The sequence below is a fragment of the Levilactobacillus parabrevis ATCC 53295 genome (assembly GCF_001434055.1).
GTDB classification, from domain to species: domain Bacteria; phylum Bacillota; class Bacilli; order Lactobacillales; family Lactobacillaceae; genus Levilactobacillus; species Levilactobacillus parabrevis.
The window spans coordinates 13,200-34,230 of record NZ_AZCZ01000022.1 but is presented as its reverse complement, the minus strand read 5'-3'; the positions used below and the strand labels follow the sequence as shown (position 1 = coordinate 34,230).

General features: G+C 47.9%; 14 protein-coding genes. 9 read left to right on the top strand and 5 right to left on the bottom strand.

From position 1 onward, the window contains the following. Positions 1-15: 15 nt before the first annotated feature. Together FD07_RS07095 and FD07_RS07085 are read left to right on the top strand one after the other, a co-directional pair. Entirely contained in the window at positions 16-561 is a 546-nt protein-coding gene (locus FD07_RS07095; protein ID WP_020089624.1) for a DUF3990 domain-containing protein, read from the top strand. Positions 562-1,502: 941 nt separating this feature from the next. Continuing rightward, positions 1,503-4,802, top strand: a complete 3,300-nt coding sequence (locus FD07_RS07085; RefSeq protein ID WP_020089622.1) for a mucin-binding protein — start codon at positions 1,503-1,505, stop codon at positions 4,800-4,802. Between the two features lie 186 nt (positions 4,803-4,988). Here FD07_RS07085 and FD07_RS07080 read toward each other — a convergent pair whose 3' ends face one another. Beyond that, positions 4,989-5,861 (bottom strand): KilA-N domain-containing protein, encoded by an 873-nt coding sequence (locus tag FD07_RS07080; RefSeq protein ID WP_020089621.1) that lies wholly within the window; start codon positions 5,859-5,861, stop codon positions 4,989-4,991. Positions 5,862-6,175: 314 nt separating this feature from the next. Between FD07_RS07080 and FD07_RS07075 the strand changes: the two genes are divergently transcribed. The 4 genes from FD07_RS07075 to FD07_RS07060 all read left to right on the top strand — a co-directional run bounded on the left by FD07_RS07075 (position 6,176) and on the right by FD07_RS07060 (position 11,017). After that, the gene (locus tag FD07_RS07075; RefSeq protein WP_020089620.1) at positions 6,176-8,710 is read left to right on the top strand and encodes a M1 family metallopeptidase; all 2,535 of its coding nucleotides are present in this window, start codon (positions 6,176-6,178) and stop codon (positions 8,708-8,710) included. A 307-nt stretch (positions 8,711-9,017) separates the two neighbouring features. Continuing rightward, positions 9,018-10,094, top strand: coding sequence for a hypothetical protein (locus FD07_RS07070; protein WP_020089619.1), 1,077 nt, complete (start codon positions 9,018-9,020; stop codon positions 10,092-10,094). Positions 10,095-10,266: 172 nt separating this feature from the next. After that, positions 10,267-10,446 (top strand): hypothetical protein, encoded by a 180-nt coding sequence (locus FD07_RS07065; protein ID WP_020089618.1) that lies wholly within the window; start codon positions 10,267-10,269, stop codon positions 10,444-10,446. Then, positions 10,439-11,017: an N-acetyltransferase gene (locus tag FD07_RS07060; RefSeq protein ID WP_020089617.1), complete on the top strand. Its 579-nt coding sequence runs from the start codon at positions 10,439-10,441 to the stop codon at positions 11,015-11,017. The genes FD07_RS07065 and FD07_RS07060 overlap by 8 nt, the downstream gene beginning before the upstream one ends. A 61-nt stretch (positions 11,018-11,078) precedes the next feature. On the opposite strand, the gene FD07_RS07055 is transcribed toward FD07_RS07060, so the two are convergent. The 4 genes from FD07_RS07055 to FD07_RS07040 all read right to left on the bottom strand — a co-directional run bounded on the left by FD07_RS07055 (position 11,079) and on the right by FD07_RS07040 (position 15,463). Then, positions 11,079-12,482 carry a C69 family dipeptidase gene (locus FD07_RS07055; RefSeq protein WP_020089616.1) on the bottom strand — a complete coding sequence of 468 codons (1,404 nt, stop codon included), beginning with the start codon at positions 12,480-12,482 and terminating at the stop codon, positions 11,079-11,081. Between the two features lie 622 nt (positions 12,483-13,104). Further along, complete coding sequence (locus tag FD07_RS07050; protein ID WP_020089615.1) at positions 13,105-13,374, bottom strand: hypothetical protein; 270 nt, start codon at positions 13,372-13,374, stop codon at positions 13,105-13,107. Between the two features lie 231 nt (positions 13,375-13,605). Continuing rightward, complete coding sequence (locus FD07_RS07045; protein WP_020089614.1) at positions 13,606-14,943, bottom strand: FAD-dependent oxidoreductase; 1,338 nt, start codon at positions 14,941-14,943, stop codon at positions 13,606-13,608. 79 nt (positions 14,944-15,022) lie between these two features. Further along, entirely contained in the window at positions 15,023-15,463 is a 441-nt protein-coding gene (locus FD07_RS07040; RefSeq protein ID WP_020089613.1) for a MarR family winged helix-turn-helix transcriptional regulator, read from the bottom strand. Positions 15,464-15,637: 174 nt separating this feature from the next. Between FD07_RS07040 and recQ the strand changes: the two genes are divergently transcribed. From recQ to FD07_RS07025, 3 genes are all read left to right on the top strand, one after another. Next, positions 15,638-17,419: a DNA helicase RecQ gene (gene recQ, locus FD07_RS07035; protein WP_020089612.1), complete on the top strand. Its 1,782-nt coding sequence runs from the start codon at positions 15,638-15,640 to the stop codon at positions 17,417-17,419. 513 nt (positions 17,420-17,932) lie between these two features. After that, positions 17,933-20,176, top strand: coding sequence for an ATP-binding cassette domain-containing protein (locus FD07_RS07030; protein ID WP_020089611.1), 2,244 nt, complete (start codon positions 17,933-17,935; stop codon positions 20,174-20,176). Between the two features lie 174 nt (positions 20,177-20,350). After that, entirely contained in the window at positions 20,351-20,941 is a 591-nt protein-coding gene (locus FD07_RS07025) for a sugar O-acetyltransferase (RefSeq protein ID WP_020089610.1), read from the top strand. Positions 20,942-21,031: the final 90 nt, after the last annotated feature.

Here is a 21,031-nt window from a genome sequence, read left to right as displayed (position 1 = left end):
GTATGGGAGAGACATTTGGAAAATTATTTGGATGTTATCACGTGGTATCACGGGACTGTGAGTATCTTTTACAAAGAGATTCAAGAAATTGATATTCAAAAATCTTTTGGCAATAAGGATTTTGGCCGTGGTTTTTATTTAACGCCAGATTACAATCAGGCGTTAAAATGGGCCAAACGGAAAGCAAGTATTGTTAATCAAACAGGCAATCGAAAGTATGTTGGGGCGCTTGTAGCTTCATTTCGCATAGATTTTCGATATCCCACAGAATTTGAAATCTTGAGTTTTGGTTACGAGTTTAACAGATCGTATTTAGATTTTATCATTAGTAATCGCTTAGGATTGCGTAGTACTTGTTCACCTGATGTCGTTTATGGTCTCATTGCGGATGGTATTAATTTAAACGCAAATTTACGAGATTATTGGAGTGGAAAAATCAACTTTATTGAAGCGAAACGTCAAATAAGGTATAGTTCAGATACAGTACAGCTCTGTATTCGCAGTCAACGGTTTGCAAATGAACGAGTGGCTTTCCTTAAAAGTAAGGTGGTTCCAGTATGAAAAACGTATTAACGATAAGACAAGACCTACAGCAACAAATAGAGACTCGGTTACGCTCGTATAATTATAATGATTCAGAAATTGCGAAATTGTTAATAATCTATCGTGCTAGCATTCTTGAATGGCAACAAAGCTACCTCGTAACTGGAACCCATGTATCACCGGAAAATATGGCTGATGATATTGTATTTTCGGAGAGACTGTAGTCAATTTTAAGAACAAATCACATAGTCCAATAAAAAACACGCTTACCTTTTGGGGGTAAGCGTGTTTTCGTTTCGATCATCATTTTAAACTGGGTTAACTCGCGTTGCTTCATTATTGATTAGTTTTGTGGCTGTTCGTAATCTCATTAGCATGTTCAATTAACGAGACGAACTGTAGAATACTGCCCACTTGTTCCTCAGTTAAGCCGCCCATTTTGAAAGGCAGGTTATCTGAGACACCTAGCAGGTAGTCCGCTGATGTATCAAGAATGCCGCAGATTTTGACGAATGTTTCAAGTGAAGGATGGTTCGTAGGTGGAAACCGTTTTGTGTTAGGTGGGCGTAAAGTCAGTGAATAAGACTTAGTAGTTGGCTTGTTCTAAAAGGAATGTTTGCGTTCATGTATGTTCATTTTGAAATCAACGTTAGTTCTTTTAACAATCATTGCGAATACCGGTGAAGGGTTTAAATAGTACACAATTCATTGAAAAATTCGATTGATTTATCAGGTCATTTAACGATTTTTATTTAAAAATATAATTGTGGTAAGTGCTGTTATAGAAGCATCCTTAGACACTTTCAAAAACATTTATGTGGCACAAAGTTTTATGCCGTTGATTATTCCTCACAATCTGACTATAATGGATAGTAAATAGAGCTTATAGAATGATATGCGGTATAAGTTCGGCGTCAAAGTATCTGATTTTTGGTCATAGTTAATGAGGGGGACCAATCATGAAGGATTTTGAACGGAAAACACATTATAAGATGTACAAATCACATAAGGGCTGGCTGGTAGCCGGTATCACGGTAACCAGTATGGCCGTTGGGATTATTGCGGGACCACAAGCCACACAGACGGCGCAAGCGGCGGACGAGCCAGAAACAGAAAATGTTAAAGAGGGTCAGCCAGCGAACGAAGCCTCAAAAGTACTTTTGAAGACAAAAGTGGCTGATCAGTCGGTCAGTGGTGAGTTGACTGCTGGCGTTGGTGAGCAACAGGAACAGTCACAAGAGGCACAAGGGCAGTCTCAAGAGCAACAAGAGCAGCAAGAACAACAGAAACAGCAAGAAGAACAAGAGCAGCAAGAGCAACAGAAACAGAACCAGCTACAACAGGATCAGGAGCAACATGTTCAGGGACAACCACAAAATTCTGGTACTGGAAATTCTGCACAAAATCTGAGTGGTACAGAGACAAAAACAGTAAATGAAAATCCTGGAGACAGTGGGAACACGCGACCGACATCGAGAATGGGGAGATCGAATCTTGCGCGAGCTGCTGTTGTAACGCCAACTAACGTGAAAACCGGGATCACGGTTCAAAATCCGGATAACTTGACGGATAAGGTTACGGGTCAACCAGTATTCAATGTCAGCAAGACCCAGCGGCTTCAATATACTTATGATCACTCTGACGCTAATGGGGTCAGCACTGATCTGCGTGTGGTAGATGGTTACAGTGACAAGTATCAGGCGCAAGGAGCTGGGACCTGGGTAGGCGAGACATATGCTAACAATATTGCCCAGGATGCTAAGGGAATGGATATGAACTCCCCATTAAAGTACAGTGATGGCACGCATCCACTCTACATTGATGAATGGATGCCCGATTCTGGTTTGCAATACTTCATTTGGCAAAGCAATTTTGCTAAGCAGTTCGCAACGATTGATGACTTCAGAAATAACTTTACGAAGGCAGATCTCGCAACAGTTACGAGTATCAACTCGAATGAACCCATGCAAGCTGCTAACAGTAGTAACCAGGCTTCAACGTACTACTATGCGTTGATGTCGATGACCACGTTAGAAGGTCTTCAGAACGCGACGAATCTTCAAAGCCTGTATCTTTACCCTAATCTTTTAGTCAGTGTCAATACGTTTGGCAATGGGATGCAATCTGGTAACTTATGGGACATTCGGGCGTTAAGCAACTTAAGTAAGTTGCAGAGCGTTAATGTGACGTTGTTCTCTGTGAACGATATTTCTGCGCTGAGCAATAAAGACCAGTTGACGACTGTTGACATGTCCTACAATCAAATTTCTGATATTTCACCGCTAGCTACGGATAAGAACCTGGTCATTAAGACTGGGACAGAATTAAGGGAACAACATATTTTATTGGAGCCAATCAGCGTTAGCTCAGCGCTTGGTAAGGGTGATAACGTTACGGCCGATGGGACATTGAGTTACACGACACCATCCTTTATCATCAAAGACCTGACTGCAGCTAACTTACCGGTTAAAGGTTTCGATAATGCTAACGATGCGGAATATCCGTCCTTATTTCCATCCAGTGCCGATGCTGGGAACATCAACAGTAATACCTTGAACTGGTACAACTTACTTACTGGAACGGATACAGACTATGGTAGCCTATCCACAATTTGGTCCGATCCAAATAGTGACTTCGCTGGGTACATCATTCAACCGTATGATATGGCTGAAAATGTCAGCGACTTAAACGTCAACATTCAACTCCTGCAAGCCGATGGACAACAGCTTAACTTGGCACCTGCAACGCTGATTTCAGGTGATGTAGGTTCCGATGTCAACGTGCAAGCCAATGCCACGGTCATGACTTTTCTGAACCAGCAAATTGCCAAAGGATACACCTTCTCTGGTCTGATTTTAGATGGTACGGGTCTGTACTCTGATTGGGCGGCAGACAATGGCAAGGCGACGCGTCAGGCAAGCTGGACCACGACTTTGACGGATGCTCCTAAGACTTGGACGGTCCTGTTTTACAAGGACGTCTTGCCTTGGAATGTTTCCGTTGATTATGGGACTAAGGATGCCGCTGGTAACTTCACGCCAATCACCAATGAAGATGGCACGTCAGTTACTGACAAGTACAACGGGACGTCAGATGCTCAGGTCGCTCTGAACAGTTACCAGAAGGATTTCCCAGACTACGTTTACACTGGTGCTGAGACCAGCGTGGATGGTAAGACTTGGACCGATATCAGTCAGTCAACCGATATTCCATTTGCTGGGGCTAAACAAGCCATTCGCATGGTTTACGCCAACGCCAAGCGCGCTACCGTTACCATCAAGGATGCCACTACTGGCAAGACTGTTCAGACGTTAGACTACAAGACTAACCCCGAACTGCGGGGCGCCATTGGGACTACCAGTAACTTTGACTCCGCTTCAGTGATTGATCTGGCCGTGGCTAAAGGATATAAGCTGGTCAGCGACACCACTAAGAATGCCGATGGGACCAGCGCAATTGTCTTTGGCAAAGATGCCGACACAAATCTCGACTTTACGATTACTTTAGCGCACGACTTTAAGACGACTGAAAAGGCCGTTACTGAAAAGATTACGTACCAGGATCAACAACAGAAGCAAGTCGCCGCTCCGGTGACGAAGACCATGACCTTTGCTACGGTAACTGATCAAGTCACCCAAGACGCTGTGACCTACAGCAATCCAGTTGCCACTGGCGCGCCAGAATTGGATGTTACCGGTCAGCCAACTGATACCAATTGGACCGTTTACAAGGACGGCGACCAATTAGCATTCGCTGCCGTTAAGAATCCAACTGTAGCGGGGATGCACGTCGCTTCAACGACTGATCCAGCCAAGGATTTGACACAAACCACGGCACAGGCAGTTACGCCGGATAGTGCCGATGTGGCCGTTGCTGTGACCTATGCGGCGGATGCCACAACTGGTGGCGGCGGTGATAACGGTGGCGGTGCCGACATCGTCAAGCCTGGTAAGGAACCAGCAACGACGCCTAAGACACCAGCTAAGAAGGCTAAGACACCTGATAAGGTCGCAACAACGCCTAAGGCCAAGGGTGGCCAAGCAGTCGTTGTTACGAATGGTGGTCAAGGTGCTAAGGTGCAACAGCTGGCTACGCCTACCAAGCAAGTACAGTCACGGAAGGCACCTGTTAAGTTGGCTCAAAGCAAGACTGAATTGCCACAGACCAACGAACAACGGGGGAGCAGTTTAGCCCTTGTTGGATTAGCCCTATTAGGTAGCCTAGTCGGGTTAGCTGGTTGGAAGAAGCGGGAACACTAAGTAAGCATTTTAAATCGAATAGGATTTGGCACCGTCTGGTTGTCCTTAGGGATGACGGGCGGTGCCTTTTTTGATAGTTGAGTTCGTAGTTAATAATGGTGAGCAACAGCCACTAATAGGCCATTCCAACGAAAAAGGACAGTGCCATTCAACTAGAGTGCGGTACTGTCCTTTGACATTGATAGCTTAGTTTAATTTTTGGGGATTCTTGGAAGTCTCAGCTGGGGATAAATTTCTCAATTTGTCCATGGAGTCGGTGTTTGTTAGTAAGGTTTGTAACTGACGAATAGCCATCTTGTTCAGCCGCTTGGTTCTTTCTTCAGCTGGAACTTTAGAAATTAGTAACTCCGCATTAAAGCTTTCAAGATTTGTTAGAACAGTTAGTTGTTCTAGACTCGCGTTGTCTCTAATATTGCCAGTAGCATTTGGATTTTCGTTTTTCCATTGTTTAGCAGTTTCTCCGAAAATAGCCATATTTAAACGGTCAGCTTCTGTCGCATACTTGTATTGTGTTTGTTGAGAAGATAGGACGACGATACTATCCTTCACAGCATCGGTATGAATACGGTAGTTAACCTTTGCTAATTGACGATTGAGATTCCATTCTGTGTTTAAATGACTGTGGCTATTTTGCTTCAGTTGCTGATAGTCTTTAATCAAGTAGAGTCTGAATTGAGGAGAAATCCAAGATGCAAAGTCAAAAGCGATATCTGAGTGTGCATAAGTCCCGCCATAGCGTCCAGGGCGAGATAAAATGCCGATGGCGTTAGTTTCTTTTATCCATTTCGTAGGGGAGAGAATAAACGCATTAGAGCCAGCTTCTGTGAGAAGATCGGTTAATCCTTTAGTGTTTAAGTGGCTATTGTGTAGTTCTTCCCACGTGCCAAGGTACTCAATTGTATTCTTTGAACGCATCCAGTTCCGGATTAGTTCGTTTGGAGCTGTCTGGTTTTTGTATTTTGCAATATCAGTGAGGCAGATGTAGTCAGTCTGCGCATCTTTTTGAAAAACTGAAACTGAGATGCCATAAGTGTGGATTGTGTCTCGATGATTTGTCATTTCTCTCCTTTTTAAACCCATCGAATTCGACGGGTTTAGAACACGAACATTGCAACAAATATGATAATGACGCGCATTATCCCTGTGGATAACTTTCGATTTGGAAAAATCGAACGTAAATTAAAGAATCACCTGAGACATTTCCAGATAAGGGTACGACGGAAGATACTGAGGTTCAACATTAATCATAGGATGTTGAGAATTTTAAATCCAGTTATTTGCTAGTGTTTTCAGAATCTTCTCATAACACCTCACGTGGTTCCCACCAGCCAAAAGTGTATAATGAGGATATTCTAATAATTCAGGAGGAAATCATGGCAAAATCCACACATTTTTACGAATTATTCCAACCTACGCATTACAACGTATACTTAGACATTAATCGTGCCGCTAAATCAATCTCTGGGACGTCCACCATTACCGGTGACGCCAAGGCGACTAGCATCGCCATTCACCAGAAGTTCATGACCATCAGTGCCGTTAAAGCCGACGGTCAAGATGTGCCATTTACCTTCGATGACAAGAGTGAAGGCATCCATATTGACCTGACCAAGACTGGCGAAACCACGCTGGCCATCGACTTCACCGCGCCTCTGACCGACAGCATGATGGGCATCTACCCATCTTATTACGACGTTAATGGCGAGAAGAAGCTGATCATCGGGACGCAATTTGAAACGACGGCTGCCCGCCAAGCCTTCCCCTGTGTCGACGAACCCGAAGCCAAGGCAACATTTGATCTGGCCATCAAGTTCGACGAACACGACGGTGAAACCATCATCAGTAACATGCCTGAGACCAAGACCGAAAACGGCGTCCACTACTTCGACACCACGGTCCGTATGTCCACATACCTGATTGCCTTTGCCTTCGGGGAAATGCAGAGCAAGCTGACGACCACCAAGAGCGGCGTGCAAGTCGGTGTCTTCGCCACCAAGGCGCACCAAGCCAAGGAACTCGACTTCGCCTTAGATATTGCCAAGCGCTCCATCGAATTCTACGAAGACTTCTACCAGACGCCATATCCACTGCCACATTCTTGGCAGATGGCCTTACCCGACTTCTCAGCCGGTGCCATGGAAAACTGGGGCCTGGTCACGTATCGTGAAGCCTACTTATTGTTAGATCCCGACAACACCTCATTTGAAACCAAGCAACGGGTCGCAACGGTTATCGCTCACGAACTCGCGCACCAATGGTTCGGTGACCTGGTTACCATGAAGTGGTGGGATGACCTCTGGTTGAACGAAAGTTTTGCCAACATGATGGAATACGTTGCTATCAACGCCATCGAACCCGACTGGCACATCTGGGAAGTCTTCCAGACGACTGAGGCCCCAATGGCGCTCCAACGGGATGCCACCGATGGCGTGCAGTCCGTTCACGTGCAAGTTGAAGACCCCGCCGAAATCGATGCCTTATTCGACAGTGCCATCGTTTACGCCAAGGGTGCCCGGATGCTCGTCATGGTTCGTGCCTTGATCGGTGACAATGCCTTGCGTCAAGGCTTGAAGGCCTACTTCGCCGCTCACCATTACGGTAACGCTACCGGGGCTGACCTCTGGGCCGCACTGGGTGACGCTTCCGGTATGAACGTCGGTGCCATCATGAACTCTTGGCTGGAACAACCCGGTTATCCGGTCGTTTCCGCCGCAGTGGTCGATGGCAAATTAACCATTACCCAGCAGCAATTCTTCGTGGGTGAGGGAAAGGACGCCGGTCGTCAATGGCAGGTGCCGTTGAACAGCAACTACAGTGCCGCTCCAGCCATCTTCGCCGACCAATCTGCCACCTTAGGGGACTACGCCACTCTGCGCAAGGCCAGTGGCGAACCGTTCCGTTTGAACGTGGGCAACAATTCTCACTTTATCGTGAAGTACGATGACACCTTGTTACAAGACATCCTCGCTAACCTGGATTCCTTGGATGCCATCACCCAGTTACAATTGCTACAAGACTTGCGGTTATTAGCCGAAGGTCGTCAAATTTCCTACGCGGCAATTGTGCCATTACTGGACCGTTTCGCTGCCAGCCATTCCACGGTCGTCAACGATGTCTTATACGGGGTTGCCAGCAACCTGAAGAAGTTTGTGACGCCAGATTCTACCGAAGAACAGCAGTTACAAGCCTTATTCGATAAGCTGAGTGCCAAGCAAGTTGCTCGGTTAGGCTGGACGCCTAAGGCCGGCGAATCTAACGATGACCAATTAACGCGGCCATACGTTTTGAACGCTACCTTATATGCCAAGAATGCTGAATCGATTGCTGCTGCTCACGCGGTCTTCGTTGCCCACCAGGACAACCCAGGAACGTTGCCAGCCGCAACCCGGGTCTTCATTTTAGCCAACGAAATCAAGCATTTCGGCAGTGACCAGTTGTTCGATCAATTGTTGAACGACTACCGGACTTCCAGCGATGCCGGCTACAAGGCAGACCTGTCCTCTGCGCTGCCAACGACGCCAGACGCCAAGCAGATTGCCAAATTAATCACGTTGTTTGAAGATGCTGAAACCATCAAGCCACAGGACTTGCGGGCTTGGTATCGCGGTGTTCTGGGCAACGACAAGGGGCAACAAGCCGCTTGGGACTGGATCAGAAACGACTGGCAGTGGCTGGAAGACACGGTCGGTGGCGACATGGAATTCACCACGTACATCACCGTTACCGCTGGCATCTTCCACACGCCAGCCCGCTTAGCCGAATTCAAGGCCTTCTTCACACCAAAGATCAACACTCCAGGCTTAACCCGGGAAATCAAGATGGACACTAAGGTCATCGAGAGCCGAGTTGACTTGGTAGAAGCCGAGAAAGATGCCGTTCACGCTGCAGTTGCCAAGACGGTGAAGTAAGCGCGGATCATTTTAAAAGTAAGTTATCGTGAGCAGTTACCAGTAACTTTGGTAGCTGCTTTTTTGCCCTCTACTTACTACTAATGTAATTTTTCGCAATCCAGTCGCATTTTTCTGCCAGTTCGTGAGAAAAATTGGTTTAAGCCAATAATTGTTTCCGTGCTAATGGAGGCGGCGCTGCCGATACTGCCGGTGTTATGGCATGGAATATGGTATACTAAATCTACTATTTTCAAGTTAAGTGACTTGACCAACTGGTGACTGCCACCGATACTGGCGTTCGCCTTTTACGTGAAAGAGGGTTGTCATGAACGACGTCATCAACTATTTTCAATCAATTAGAATTCGCGGGCTTGGGTGGCTCCTGCTCATCAGCTTGTACCTATTTGCCAATCAACCCATCCTGATTATCGTCTACATTTATTTGGCGGCAGTGATGGTCGTGCGGACCTGGCTCGCCCAGTTTCCTCGACCGGCGAAGTTGGGACTGACCGCTGCTTATGGGCTCCTGCTGGTCCTGCAGATTATCTTCATTTCGGTGGTGGTTTTTCCCATGCGGGGATGGTCGCCCGTGTACTTTCCGGCTAAAATTTTAGGTGTCATTATTATTCTCGTTCCGTTATGGGTCGAACGGTTCGTCACGACCAACAATCAGACGGTTTTCTATTTGCCGACGGTCGAAGAGGCGGCAACGGTCAGCTTCGATGAGCTGCGGCAGAGTGCCGACAAGCTGAGTGACCTCATGAACACGGCGGCTGAGGCCAAGGATAAGGTCTCGGTTGCTCACGTGAAGACGATTCTGGAAGACTTACCGCGCCACAGTTCGGTACGATACATCAACCACGGGACGCTCACGAACGCTTACTTTGATGCGGCGGACGCCACCCTGGGTGATACCAACTTGTATCTGGCCGTGTCCAATACGGGGAGTGCCGCTAGCGAGATGATCTCGGTATTTACCCGTAAGCAGTTCAACCATGTGTCACTGGCCTTTGACCGCGATCTGGAGACCATCATCAGTTACAACGGTGGCGACAACGTTTACCCACCGGGGATGAATGCCGAAACTCTGGAGTTCTTCCATCAGAAGGCGGGCGCGTCTTTGCTGGTTTACAGTTTGCCGGTGACCGCGGCACAAAAGGAGTTCGTGATCGACAAGATCGATGAGATCAATCGCGAGGGAAGTGCCTACAACATGCTGGGGCTGGTTTCCAAGCATTCCGCTAAGCCCAACATCATGTTCTGTTCCCAGTTTGTCTATAAAATGCTCAAGATGGCGGGGGTGGCCTACTTTGACATGAAGGATGGTGCGGTCCGGCCAACGGACTTCATCGAACAGGATTACTATAAGAAACTGAAATTTGAGTACGAACTGAAATTCTAAGTTATATCAAAAGGGCGAGCTACCGGCGTTTTATGCTGGTGGCTCGCTTTTGCTTTGTAAAGTTTGTGAAAGGGGCTATACACCTATGGGGTGAAGCAGTTATACTGACTGGAATGGTGAGAAACGGAAGAAAATGGTCAAGGCAGGTGTATAGCCAACGGGAGGACACAAAATGACAATGGTTGAGGGTGGCAAGCTGAAACAAGTTATTAAAGTTAAGGATCGGAAAGAGTACGACAAGGTTATGAAAATCTTGTTGCCTACGGGAAATGAACCGACTGATACGGAGAAGGCTCATATTGAACGCGCAGTTATTGCATTTAAGAAGGCATTAGAGACACCCGATGTATAGAACCCATATTTCAAAGATAAGTTCGCAAGAATCATTGGTCAAATTTGACTGTGGCGAGCCAACTGTTAATCGTTTTTTAAGAGAACGGGCTGCTTGGGCCGATCAGTTAGGGCAAACTTCAACGACCGTCTTGGAAGCGAAAGATAAGAGGGTGATTGTTGGATTCTATGCATTGTCCGCGAGTATTGTAGAGGTTCAGAGCGCATACGATGCACAAATATTTCGAAACTTACTGGATGATTTATCGTGGCTTAGCCAAGCGGTAATCCCGTATCCTGCTATTGAGATTACTTGGCTAGGTGTGGAGCGAAGTCTTCAGAATCAAAAGAATGGTACAAAGTTGATCCTAGATATATTTGAACAAGTACTAATTGCCAGATTCAAGTTGAACATTGGCATTTTTGGGATTCAAGTTGCTGCATTACCTGGTGCCTTGGAATTCTATCAACAATTAGGATTTGAATATTTACATGCTGATTATGACACTGTGCCAGCTATACTGGAAACTTATCCGATGTTTGTCAAAATTGAGGTGGTCATTGAAATCATGAAGCGTCTAAAATTGGCATAAAAAGATGACTGCTCAAGAGCTAATGTTAAGCTTCTGAGCAGTCATCTTTTGTTAGTGAGAATTAGTCGTTTAAGTTGTACCGTAACTTCATGTGTTCGGAACCAAACGTCACCATGTCACCCAATAACTTCGTTTGACGGGTGAAGGATTCATCGGAAAGCTTTTCGTTGGCTTCCTTCAGGATCTTGGTGTCGGCACCGTCAACGATAGCGGCATCCGTTTCGTGTTGAATCTTCCGGTAAGCAGACATTGCCTCTAAGGCGAAGGTGTTACGGAAGTCTTCGTAAAGACTGTAATCCGTGTCACCCAACAGTGCCGTAGTGCAGCTCAACCAGTACATGTGGTTCATGTTGAACGTCCCGTCAGCGTCTTTGTAAGCAGCTGGCGTGTCATCAACGTTAGCGTAGAATGGCACAACGGTGTTGAACGTGTTGGCACCAAAGGCTAACCAGTGAATCCCGGCGATACTGTCGGGCACGTTATTTCTGATTTGTAAGATGTGCACATCGTGGTTCCGGTTGATCCCAATTGGACGGAACAACGTCTTGTCGTCTTCAGAGCCGTGGCCGTAAACGTCGTACTTCGTGTTTTCAAAGTGAGAGCTCAAAACGAATTTTACGTCGTCGATTGAGATCTTCCGGTTGGCGTGACAAATGAATGGCAAGTCTTGGTCCTGTGGATCTTGTTCGATTTCAGGATTGAAGTACTTCTGACCGAACCAAGCACGGGGGTTGTTGTAGACCGTGTCCTTAATGGAAGCACTGCCGAAGATGTGACGCAGGTTAACGTGGTCGAAGTCGGGGTTCAGGTTGTACTTGGTGATCAAGTCTTCCAAGTCGTCTGAAGCCAAGGTATCTTCGGCACTAAAATCAAAGTCGTCAATGTTCATGCGGTTAGGCGCAACCACGTAGGCGTCGTCTGGAATCCGCTTAGCAGCCCAGTGATGCCCACCAATGGTTTCTAGCCACCAGATTTCGTTGTTGTCGGAGAAGGCAATCCCGTTTGGTTCGTAGGTTCCGAATTCTTCCAGCAGGCTACCTAAACGCTTCACACCATCGCGAGCGCTGTGAATGTATGGCAAGACCAACGTTACCAGGTCTTCTTCACCGATTCCGCCGTCAACGTAGGGGTCGATCCCCAACACGCGGGAGTTCGTGGTAATGGTTTCGGTAGCGGACATCGCAATGTTTTCACTGTTGATGCCGGCTGCTGGCCAGATACCGTTGGTTAAGATGGAGTTAGGAATTGAGGTGTAACGCAGTGGGTTGTCGGGTAACTTGATTTGCACACCGCTGATCACCGCTTGGTAATCGCGAGGTTGGTCATCAGGGTTGACCACAACGAACCGTTCTGGGTCTAGGGCTTCGTGGCCGTCATCGTTCCGTGAAATGATGGTGGAGCCGTCTAAGGAAGCCTTTTTCCCTACTAAAATCGTGGTACATGAACCTTTAATTCTCTTCGTCATGAATACAGCACTCCTTTTAAAAAACATTATAGCATTGATAGCAGGAGCGTTGAAGTGGTTGGTCAGTCTTCGAGGGCTTTTGTGATATTCATTGCAACCTTTTGCTAGTCGGTGAGGAGCGGTTTCAGCTCAGTTGATTAAGGGGGATAGTGGAGCGGTGACGAAACAATAGAAAAGGGGCCAGCCGCAATAGTGACTGGTCCCAATACGAGAATCATGTAAAGATTGTTATGCACCGTTTCGTTAGAAAAGCTCGGCGTGTGTGTCGATGGAAATTGAAAAGACTTGGTTAGTTTCCGGCAAAATCGTATAAATTAAGAGATGATCGCCGTTTTTGCCATCCAAGTGACATTCCGTGATGCTAACGGAAATATGCTGCTTTGAGAGTAGAAACTTGATTTGTTTGGCAAGCTGTTGTTTTCCATGTAAGCGATGAGGATAGAAGTAACTTGGTATTGGAGTGCCAGATAGTAGACAAGATATGACGATGTCCCAGGCTGGACGATTTTCACCTGCTAGGGGTGCAGTGCCACTGAAGACGCGGTTCCAACGCGGTGTCTTTTGAACATTCTTGAACTGTTGCTTGAATTTTCGAGTTGGGTGAATGGTGTAAAGTGACCACCTAATTTGATAAGCCTTTGTTTAAAGCATCTAGCGTTGTATAGGATTCAAGTTCTTCTTTGCCATTTAAGGCGTTAAGCACCTCATCAATGGAAGCAAGTAGATCAGCCTCGGTGATTGTTGGTGAGGGGGATGTCTGATTGTCGGCAATACTCGTGATAATAGTCTGTAGTAAATGTGTGAGGGAAATACCGTTCATCTGTAGGTTAGTTTCCGCACGCTTTCTAATCTCAGAATCAATGTCGATTTGAATTTTGTCTTTGGTTGCCATAGTAAATGGCCTCCTTCTTGAGTAATCCGAGTTTAGCATACTCGAATGGAGATAGTTGGAAACTTGCTTGAAATTAGTCATGGGAATCACTCCTTTCTAATTAACTACGTAAAAATCGCTTCATTATTTTTTTAAAATGAACTTTTCCGATTCAATTTGGCGTAACTAGAAAAGGGGCCAGCCGCAGTAACGACTGGTCCCAATAAATAGTGATATAGCGTGTGAAAGTAACTAGGCTTCCAATTGAACAACGTCTTCCGGTGTAGTAGATGCCAACAATGGCAAGAGGTGCGCCGTAATTTTTTGAATGGCTGTTGGGCAGGTGGCCGTCAAATCGGCAAACTCATCGGCTGATAGTCGTTGCGTGATGGCAATGGTCAGCGCGTTCGCCAGAGTGGGAGCGGCCATGCCAAAGATATCAGCGCCGACCAAGTGATGGGCGGCATCCAAAACGACCGTCATTTCGGCTGCAACCTCGTGGGGGCCTTTGGTGCCAGTAAGCTTGCCATAAGGAATCTGGGCGATCTGGTAGTCGGAATTACCGGCGGCTTCGGCAGCGCTGATTCCGACCCGCGCAATGCGAGGGCAGGCGGACAGGACGTTGGGGAGAACCGGGTAACTGATTGGCGCGGTATCGCCCAGAATTTGAGCGGCGATGTAGTTGGATTCAAAGGTAGCCGTTGCGGGTGTCTTGGCAACGGTTTTGGCGACGGCATCACCGCTGGCGTAGATGTTGTGGCTGGTAGCACGCAGATGATCGTCCACGACGATCCCGTTATCGCTAGTGTAAATGCCAGCATTTTCCAAACCCAGCATCTGGGTATTGGGTTCATGTCCCGTCGTCGCCAGTACGTAGTCGGTGGCAATGGTCAGACCACTTTCCGTCGTGACACCGTAACCCGTTGCCGTCTCATCGACGCTATGGACAGGTTCGCGGAACCGAATGTCGACGCCGGCTTGTTGCAGGCGGACTAATAATTTTGTGACGTAGTGGGGCGCAAAGTTCTTAGCTGCTCGTGCACCGTGGGTTAAGATGGTAACCTTGGTGCCGAGATATTGCGCTAGGGAAGCAAACTTAAGGGCAAGGACCCCAGCACCGATAATGGTTAAGTGGTTGGGTAGTTGCTTCAGGCTCAGAAAGTCTTGACCGTCGTGAAGATATTCCTTACCCATAATAGCAGGTAGTACGGCGTGTTGGCCGGTACCCAGCACGATATTTTCAGCGAAAATGTGTTGGCTACCGATCTGAATCATGTGTTTACCCATCAGGATACCGGTACCGTGAATGAGCGTGATGTCGTATTTAGCGAAGAGTGTCATCAGTTGTTGGGTTTGGGTGTCGCTAACGTGTTGCCGGTGCGCTGTCACGTCTGCCCAAGTAAAGTCGTCAGTATCACTGGCCAGGTCTTGAGGGTGTGCCGTCAACGCGGTAGTTTCGTCCAAGGTACTGGTTCCACCAACGCGGTCCTTTTCAATCAGGACCACTGACTTGCCAGCTTTTCGTAAAGCAACGGCGGCGTGCCAGTTGGCGTGGCCACTGCCGATAAATGCGACATCGTAATGCATCATAAAAATAAGTTACCTCTTTCTCTTTTCCTAAGTGTCAATAAATAGTCGTGCACGACTGATTGCTGAAAATAAATAACTGCTAATCTAGCATTTTTTCAAGAGTCGCAATTAATTCATGATTCTGTTTCAGGGTGCTTTGGTAGCGTTCTGGATCAATATTCTGCTGGGTGACGCACAGACGGATCGCTTGAAAAATAGCGGTCTTGCTAGCTCTCCCTTTTTCCGTGAGTTGGATAATTAATTGACGATGGTCCGAAGAACCAAGTTGGCGGGTCAGCCACCCTTTATTCTCCATCCTTTTCAGGAGTGGGGTCAGGGTGTTACTGCCAAAGTCTAATTGTTCACCTAATGCGTGGAGGGGTTGGCGATCCTCTTCCCACAGCGCCAAAAGTACCAAGTATTGGGGATAAGTCAGTGCAAACGGTTGGAGTGCTTGCTGATAGAACTTGATAAAAAGGCGGCTTGCGTGGTACACCGAAAAGCAGAGTTGGTTGGCCAGGGTCATATCTGAGTCTTCCACGAGTAGTTCCTCCAATTCGGTTGCGTACGATTTAATTTACTATAAGCGAATATGTGCTGGCTGTCAACTATTTCAGGGTATTTTGTGAAAAAAAGCTGTTCGGGTATCCGTTCGGTTGTATCGGTTGACGTTTGCCAGTAGAATAGAAGCATTGAGAAGAAGGAGTAAGCATTGATGGACTTAGCGGCAGCGCAACACATTTTAAAGACCACGTTTGGGTACGATGACTTTCGCCCCGGGCAGCAGGCGGTCATCGAGCACGTCATGGCGGGGGAGAATAGCCTGGCCATTATGCCCACGGGTGGTGGGAAGTCTCTGTGTTACCAGATTCCTGCGCTGATGTTCGACGGGATTACGGTTGTGGTGTCGCCACTGATCTCCTTAATGAAGGATCAGGTCGATGCGTTAAATGATAGTGGCATCCCCGCGACATTTATCAACAGTTCGGTGGACTGGCCGGATATTCAAGAACGCCTAGCCGGACTACATAACGGCGCTTATAAATTGCTGTATGTGGCACCCGAACGGCTAGATTCGGCGGCATTCCTGCAGGCACTGGGCCAACTGCCAGTGGACTTGTTGGCGGTTGACGAAGCGCACTGTATTTCACAGTGGGGACACGATTTCCGGCCGAGTTACTTGGCATTGAGTACAGCCATTGAGCAACTGCCAACGCAGCCGCAGGTATTGGCGTTGACGGCGACGGCTACCGAACAAGTGGCGGCCGATATTTGTCAGCAGTTACGGATTGACCCACAAAATGAAGTCAATACTGGCTTCGCCCGCGACAATCTGGACTTAACGGTGGTCAAGGATCAGGATACCGACCGGTTTATTTTGGACTACTTGAAGGTCAATCAGGGTGAGACGGGGATCATCTATGCCAGCACGCGCAAGGAAGTTACCCGGTTGACGACGCTGTTGACCCGGCACCACGTTAAGGCGGCCGCCTATCATGCGGGTCTGAGCGACGACGAACGGCGCGCAAATCAGGAGGACTTCCTTTACGATCGGATTCAGGTGATGGTTGCGACTAACGCCTTTGGAATGGGTATCGACAAGAGTAACGTGCGTTTCGTGATTCACGCGCAGGTGCCCGGAACGTTGGAAGCCTACTATCAGGAGGCTGGTCGGGCCGGTCGGGACGGGTTGCCGAGTGAGGCTATCCTACTGTATCGAGCTCAGGACCTCCAGATTCAACACTTTTTCATTGACCAATCTGAACGTGACGAAAGCAATAAGCAACGCGAATACCAGAAGCTACAGGTGATGAGTCAGTACGCTAACACGCAGGGGTGCCTACAACAGTTCATCCTCGCTTACTTTGGGGAGGATTCAGAACCGTGTGGCCGTTGTAGTAACTGTCGTGATGATCGTGAAGCCCAAGATATTACGGTGTCGGCGCAAAAGGTCTTGTCGTGTGTCGTTCGGCTGCGGTCACGGTTTGGCAAGGGAATCGTGGCGCAAGTTTTAACGGGAGCGCACAATCAACGCGTGCGAGACAACCATTTGGAAGAGCTATCGACCTATGGCATTATGAGTGGTCAACGCCAGAAGAGCGTCGGTGAACTGATTGACTTTCTGACGGCGGCGGGTTATTTGCAAAGTGTCGGCGGACAGTATCCCACGCTAGCGATTACCCAGGAAGGCGCGAGCGTGCTGAAGGGGGAGACGCAGGTTTTCCGGAAGATGGCGCGCAAGGCCAAGCGGCTGGCACCAGTGGATGATGAACTCTTTGGCAAACTGCGAGAGTTACGGCATCAGCTGGCGGAAGATCAGCACGTGCCGCCGTTCGTTATCTTCTCGGACCGGTCGTTACACGGCATGTGCGAGGTGCTTCCGCAAGACGACGAGGCTTTTTTGTCGGTCAAGGGTGTGGGTCAGAGCAAGCTGGAGAAGTATGGCGAAGCCTTCATGACGATTATTCGCGAGGACCAGGCGGCGGCTAAGGCATAGCGTGTCGTGCACGGTTGAATACGTTTGATGACTTTAGTCAATGTGGCTCCTAGTCTATGATGATAAATAAATGATTTCGAAGTGACGCGATGAACGCCACTTTTTTAATATCTGCAGGTTCTCTGGCGTCTTAGGTACTGATGTTGGATGATAGGTGTCGTGTGAAGATGAGGAAAGTGCGTCGATTGAAATAATGTTTGGGCTAGAACTAGCTTAGCTGGAGGAGGTCAGAGGTGTAGCCAGCCGTGGCGATGGCGTTAGCACGGGCGATTGTTTCTCCCCGTGTTTACGCCATGGGACGACCTTGGAAACTCGCGGTTTGGGCGAGGTTTCAAGTCGAGGTAAAAGACCGCTTTTTGGGTTTTACCGTTCCTCACAGCGGCGGAACTCACGGCAGCCGTGGACGACGATTCTAGCCCAGAATTTGCGAGTCTATATGCTTGGGTCGTTCAGGGGGTTATGGTACTCTTAAAGGCGCTGTGTTGCTCAAGTCTAGCAGAGGAGGGTTCTGCCATGTCTGATCCAGATTTCATTGAGATTGTGAATGACCGTGAGAATAACCTGAAAAATATTAGCCTCAAGATTCCTAAGAATCGCCTGACCGTCTTCACTGGGGTCTCTGGTTCCGGTAAGTCTTCTATCGTCTTCGATACAATTGCGCAAGAGGCTGGACGTCAGTTGAATAGTACATATGATAGTTTTACGCGAACCTTTCTGCCGAATTATCGGCGACCAGATGTCGATGAGGTACGGAACCTCTCGACTGCCATTGTGATCGATCAAAAGCCGCTGGGCGGAAATGCGCGTTCAACCCTAGGAACGGTCAGCGATATTAGTCCCTTGTTGCGAATCTTATTCTCACGATTCGGCACGCCACATTATGGGACGGCCAGCAATGCCTTTTCCTTCAATGATCCGGCCGGTATGTGTCCAACCTGTGAGGGGATTGGGAAGACCTACGTGGTCAAACGCGATGCGATTCTAGATCCAGAGAAGTCGCTCAACGATGGTGCCATCTTATTGCCCGGTTATGGGCCACAGACCTTTTTGTTTCAAACGTTGGTGGCGACCGGCTGGTTTGATTTGGATCAACCGGTTAAGGAATTTTCACCCGAAAAGCTAGCGCAACTCTTAAATGGGGAACAGTCAGTGCGGGTTAATTATAAGGATTCAGTCTTTAATGTGAAATTTGAAGGCTTGGAACGACTGTTTTACCGGCAGAACTTGAAGGTCGGCAAAGGGATCAGCGAGGGCGCCCGGAAGAAAATTGAGAAATTTGCGACCATGAGTCCTTGCCCAGATTGTCACGGAACGCGGTTCAATCCTGAAGCTTTAGCCGTGAAGATCAATGGCTATAATCTCTATGACTTGACCGCCATGCAGCTAACGGATTTGCGGACGACCCTGGCCGAATTTAGTGATACCCGGATGTCGAACTTAATTGACAGCATTCAGGAACGGGTCGAGGGATTGATCGACGTGGGTCTCGACTATCTCAGCCTGACGCGGGAGACGACGACGCTTTCTGGTGGCGAGTCGCAGCGGGTCAAGACGGTCAAGTATCTGGCTAATAGCCTGACGAACCTGCTGTATATTTTGGATGAACCCAGCACGGGCTTGCATCCTAGAGACGTTCATCGCCTCAACGACCTCCTGATCAAGCTGCGCCAGAAGGGCAACACGGTTCTAGTGGTTGAGCATGATCCGGATGTGATTCAGGTGGCGGACTACGTGGTCGATGTTGGCCCGCGTGCCGGTATTCATGGTGGACAGATTACTTTTACTGGCACGTATCCAGAGCTGTTAAAGTCCGAGACGTTAACGGCAAAATACTTGAATCGGCACTTAGCCATCAAGGATGCGCCAAGGTTGCCGGAAAAGTTTATCACGAGTGAACCGAGCCGTCGGCATAACCTTAAGGATGCTATTTTGAAAATCCCAGTCGGGCTATTCACGGTGGTGACGGGGGTGGCGGGTTCTGGCAAGAGTACCCTGGTTGAGCAGGTCTTTGCCAAGGAACATCCCGAGGCCATTCGGATTGACCAACGGGCGCTACATGCGAACAGTCGTTCCAATCCGGCTACTTACATGGGTGTCCTTAATGACATTCGTAAATTGTTGGCAGCGGAAAATGGCGTCAGCGAAAGCCTGTTCAGTGCTAATTCGAAGGGTGCGTGTCCGCAATGTGGCGGTAAGGGGGTCGTGGAGCTGAATTTGTCCTTTATGGAAAACGCCACGGTCACGTGTTCACTGTGTCACGGTGGACGATTTGACCCTCAAGTACTGACATACCAGTTCAAGGGAAAGAATATTGAAGAGATTATGGCGATGACGGTGGAGGAGGCCACGGCTTTCTTTGCGGGGACTAAGGTCGTTGCTAAGCTCAAAAACGTTTTGACCGTGGGACTGGCATACTTGGCATTGGGACAACCATTGAGTACGTTGTCCGGAGGCGAGGGACAACGACTTAAAATTGCGAAGGAATTAAATAAGCGAGGAAACATTTACATCCTCGATGAACCGACGACGGGGCTGCATCCTTCGGACATTGTAACAATTGTCCGAATCATCAATGATTTAGTGGACAAAGGAAACACAGTAATTGTGATTGAACATAACCTAGATGTTATGCGCAGTGCCGATTGGCTGATCGATATTGGTCCGGATGGTGGGACTAATGGGGGTGAAGTCTTGTATGCCGGACCAGTGGCTGGCGTACGGATGATCCCACGTTCGGTAACGGGACAGTACCTTTAAAAATAAATCAAATAAATTTAGGCGGCCAATCTTTCCCGGATTGCCGCTTTTTTAAGTTAATTATTTATCCGGATGAATATAAAATTGCTCCAAATTGGCGAATGAATACATTGTAATCGCTTACACAGTGTGCTACTATTATTCTCATAAATTACTGTGAAGGACTGACCACTGATGGCAAAAACTGAATTTCAAAAAATGATGGACGAGGAACTCTATGATGTCAACGATGAAAAGCTGGTTGCGGATCGTTTTGCTGCCCGCGATTTATATGAAGAATTAGATACGATTCCCTTCCGTGAGAAGGATCGCGTCACGGCGTTGGTGACGAAGTTATTTGGATCGGTTGGGAAGAATGTTGAGATTCGACCTAGATTTGCTTGCGACTACGGCTACAATATTCACGTTGGGGATAACTTCTTTGCCAACTTTGACTGTATTTTGCTGGATACTTGTGAGATCAATATTGGCAATAACGTGTTATTGGCACCAAAAGTTCAAATTTATACGGCCGGCCATCCATACAACTTGGAGGCGCGGACGTCCTGGTTGGGTTACGGGAAGCCTGTCACCATCGGCAATAACTGCTGGATCGGTGGGAATGCCGTGATTGTGCCGGGCGTGACGATTGGCAATAATGTTATCGTTGGTGGGGGCGCGGTCGTCACCAAATCATTTGGAGACAACGTCGTCATTGCCGGTAATCCTGCACGAATCGTGAAGCATCTGGACGCTGAAGGCAACGTGATTCCAGAGAAAAAGTAGATTTATCCGCATAAAAACTACCTAAAGTTGGCGGTTTAGTGGGAAATTTGCTATGCTAGTGTTAATCAAACAAATTGCGAACAAATTTGG

What these genes read in the sequence shown, in the direction of transcription:
- FD07_RS07085 (WP_020089622.1), top strand. Translation starts at nt 1,503, where the DNA reads ATGAAGGATTTTGAACGGAAAACACATTATAAGATGTACAAATCACAT.
- FD07_RS07075 (WP_020089620.1), top strand. Translation starts at nt 6,176, where the DNA reads ATGGCAAAATCCACACATTTTTACGAATTATTCCAACCTACGCATTAC.
- FD07_RS07050 (WP_020089615.1), bottom strand. Translation starts at nt 13,374, where the DNA reads ATGGCAACCAAAGACAAAATTCAAATCGACATTGATTCTGAGATTAGA.
- FD07_RS07025 (WP_020089610.1), top strand. Translation starts at nt 20,351, where the DNA reads ATGGCAAAAACTGAATTTCAAAAAATGATGGACGAGGAACTCTATGAT.
- recQ (WP_020089612.1), top strand. Translation starts at nt 15,638, where the DNA reads ATGGACTTAGCGGCAGCGCAACACATTTTAAAGACCACGTTTGGGTAC.
- FD07_RS07045 (WP_020089614.1), bottom strand. Translation starts at nt 14,943, where the DNA reads ATGATGCATTACGATGTCGCATTTATCGGCAGTGGCCACGCCAACTGG.
- FD07_RS07055 (WP_020089616.1), bottom strand. Translation starts at nt 12,482, where the DNA reads ATGACGAAGAGAATTAAAGGTTCATGTACCACGATTTTAGTAGGGAAA.
- FD07_RS07065 (WP_020089618.1), top strand. Translation starts at nt 10,267, where the DNA reads ATGACAATGGTTGAGGGTGGCAAGCTGAAACAAGTTATTAAAGTTAAG.
- FD07_RS07030 (WP_020089611.1), top strand. Translation starts at nt 17,933, where the DNA reads ATGTCTGATCCAGATTTCATTGAGATTGTGAATGACCGTGAGAATAAC.
- FD07_RS07070 (WP_020089619.1), top strand. Translation starts at nt 9,018, where the DNA reads ATGAACGACGTCATCAACTATTTTCAATCAATTAGAATTCGCGGGCTT.
- FD07_RS07060 (WP_020089617.1), top strand. Translation starts at nt 10,439, where the DNA reads ATGTATAGAACCCATATTTCAAAGATAAGTTCGCAAGAATCATTGGTC.
- FD07_RS07080 (WP_020089621.1), bottom strand. Translation starts at nt 5,861, where the DNA reads ATGACAAATCATCGAGACACAATCCACACTTATGGCATCTCAGTTTCA.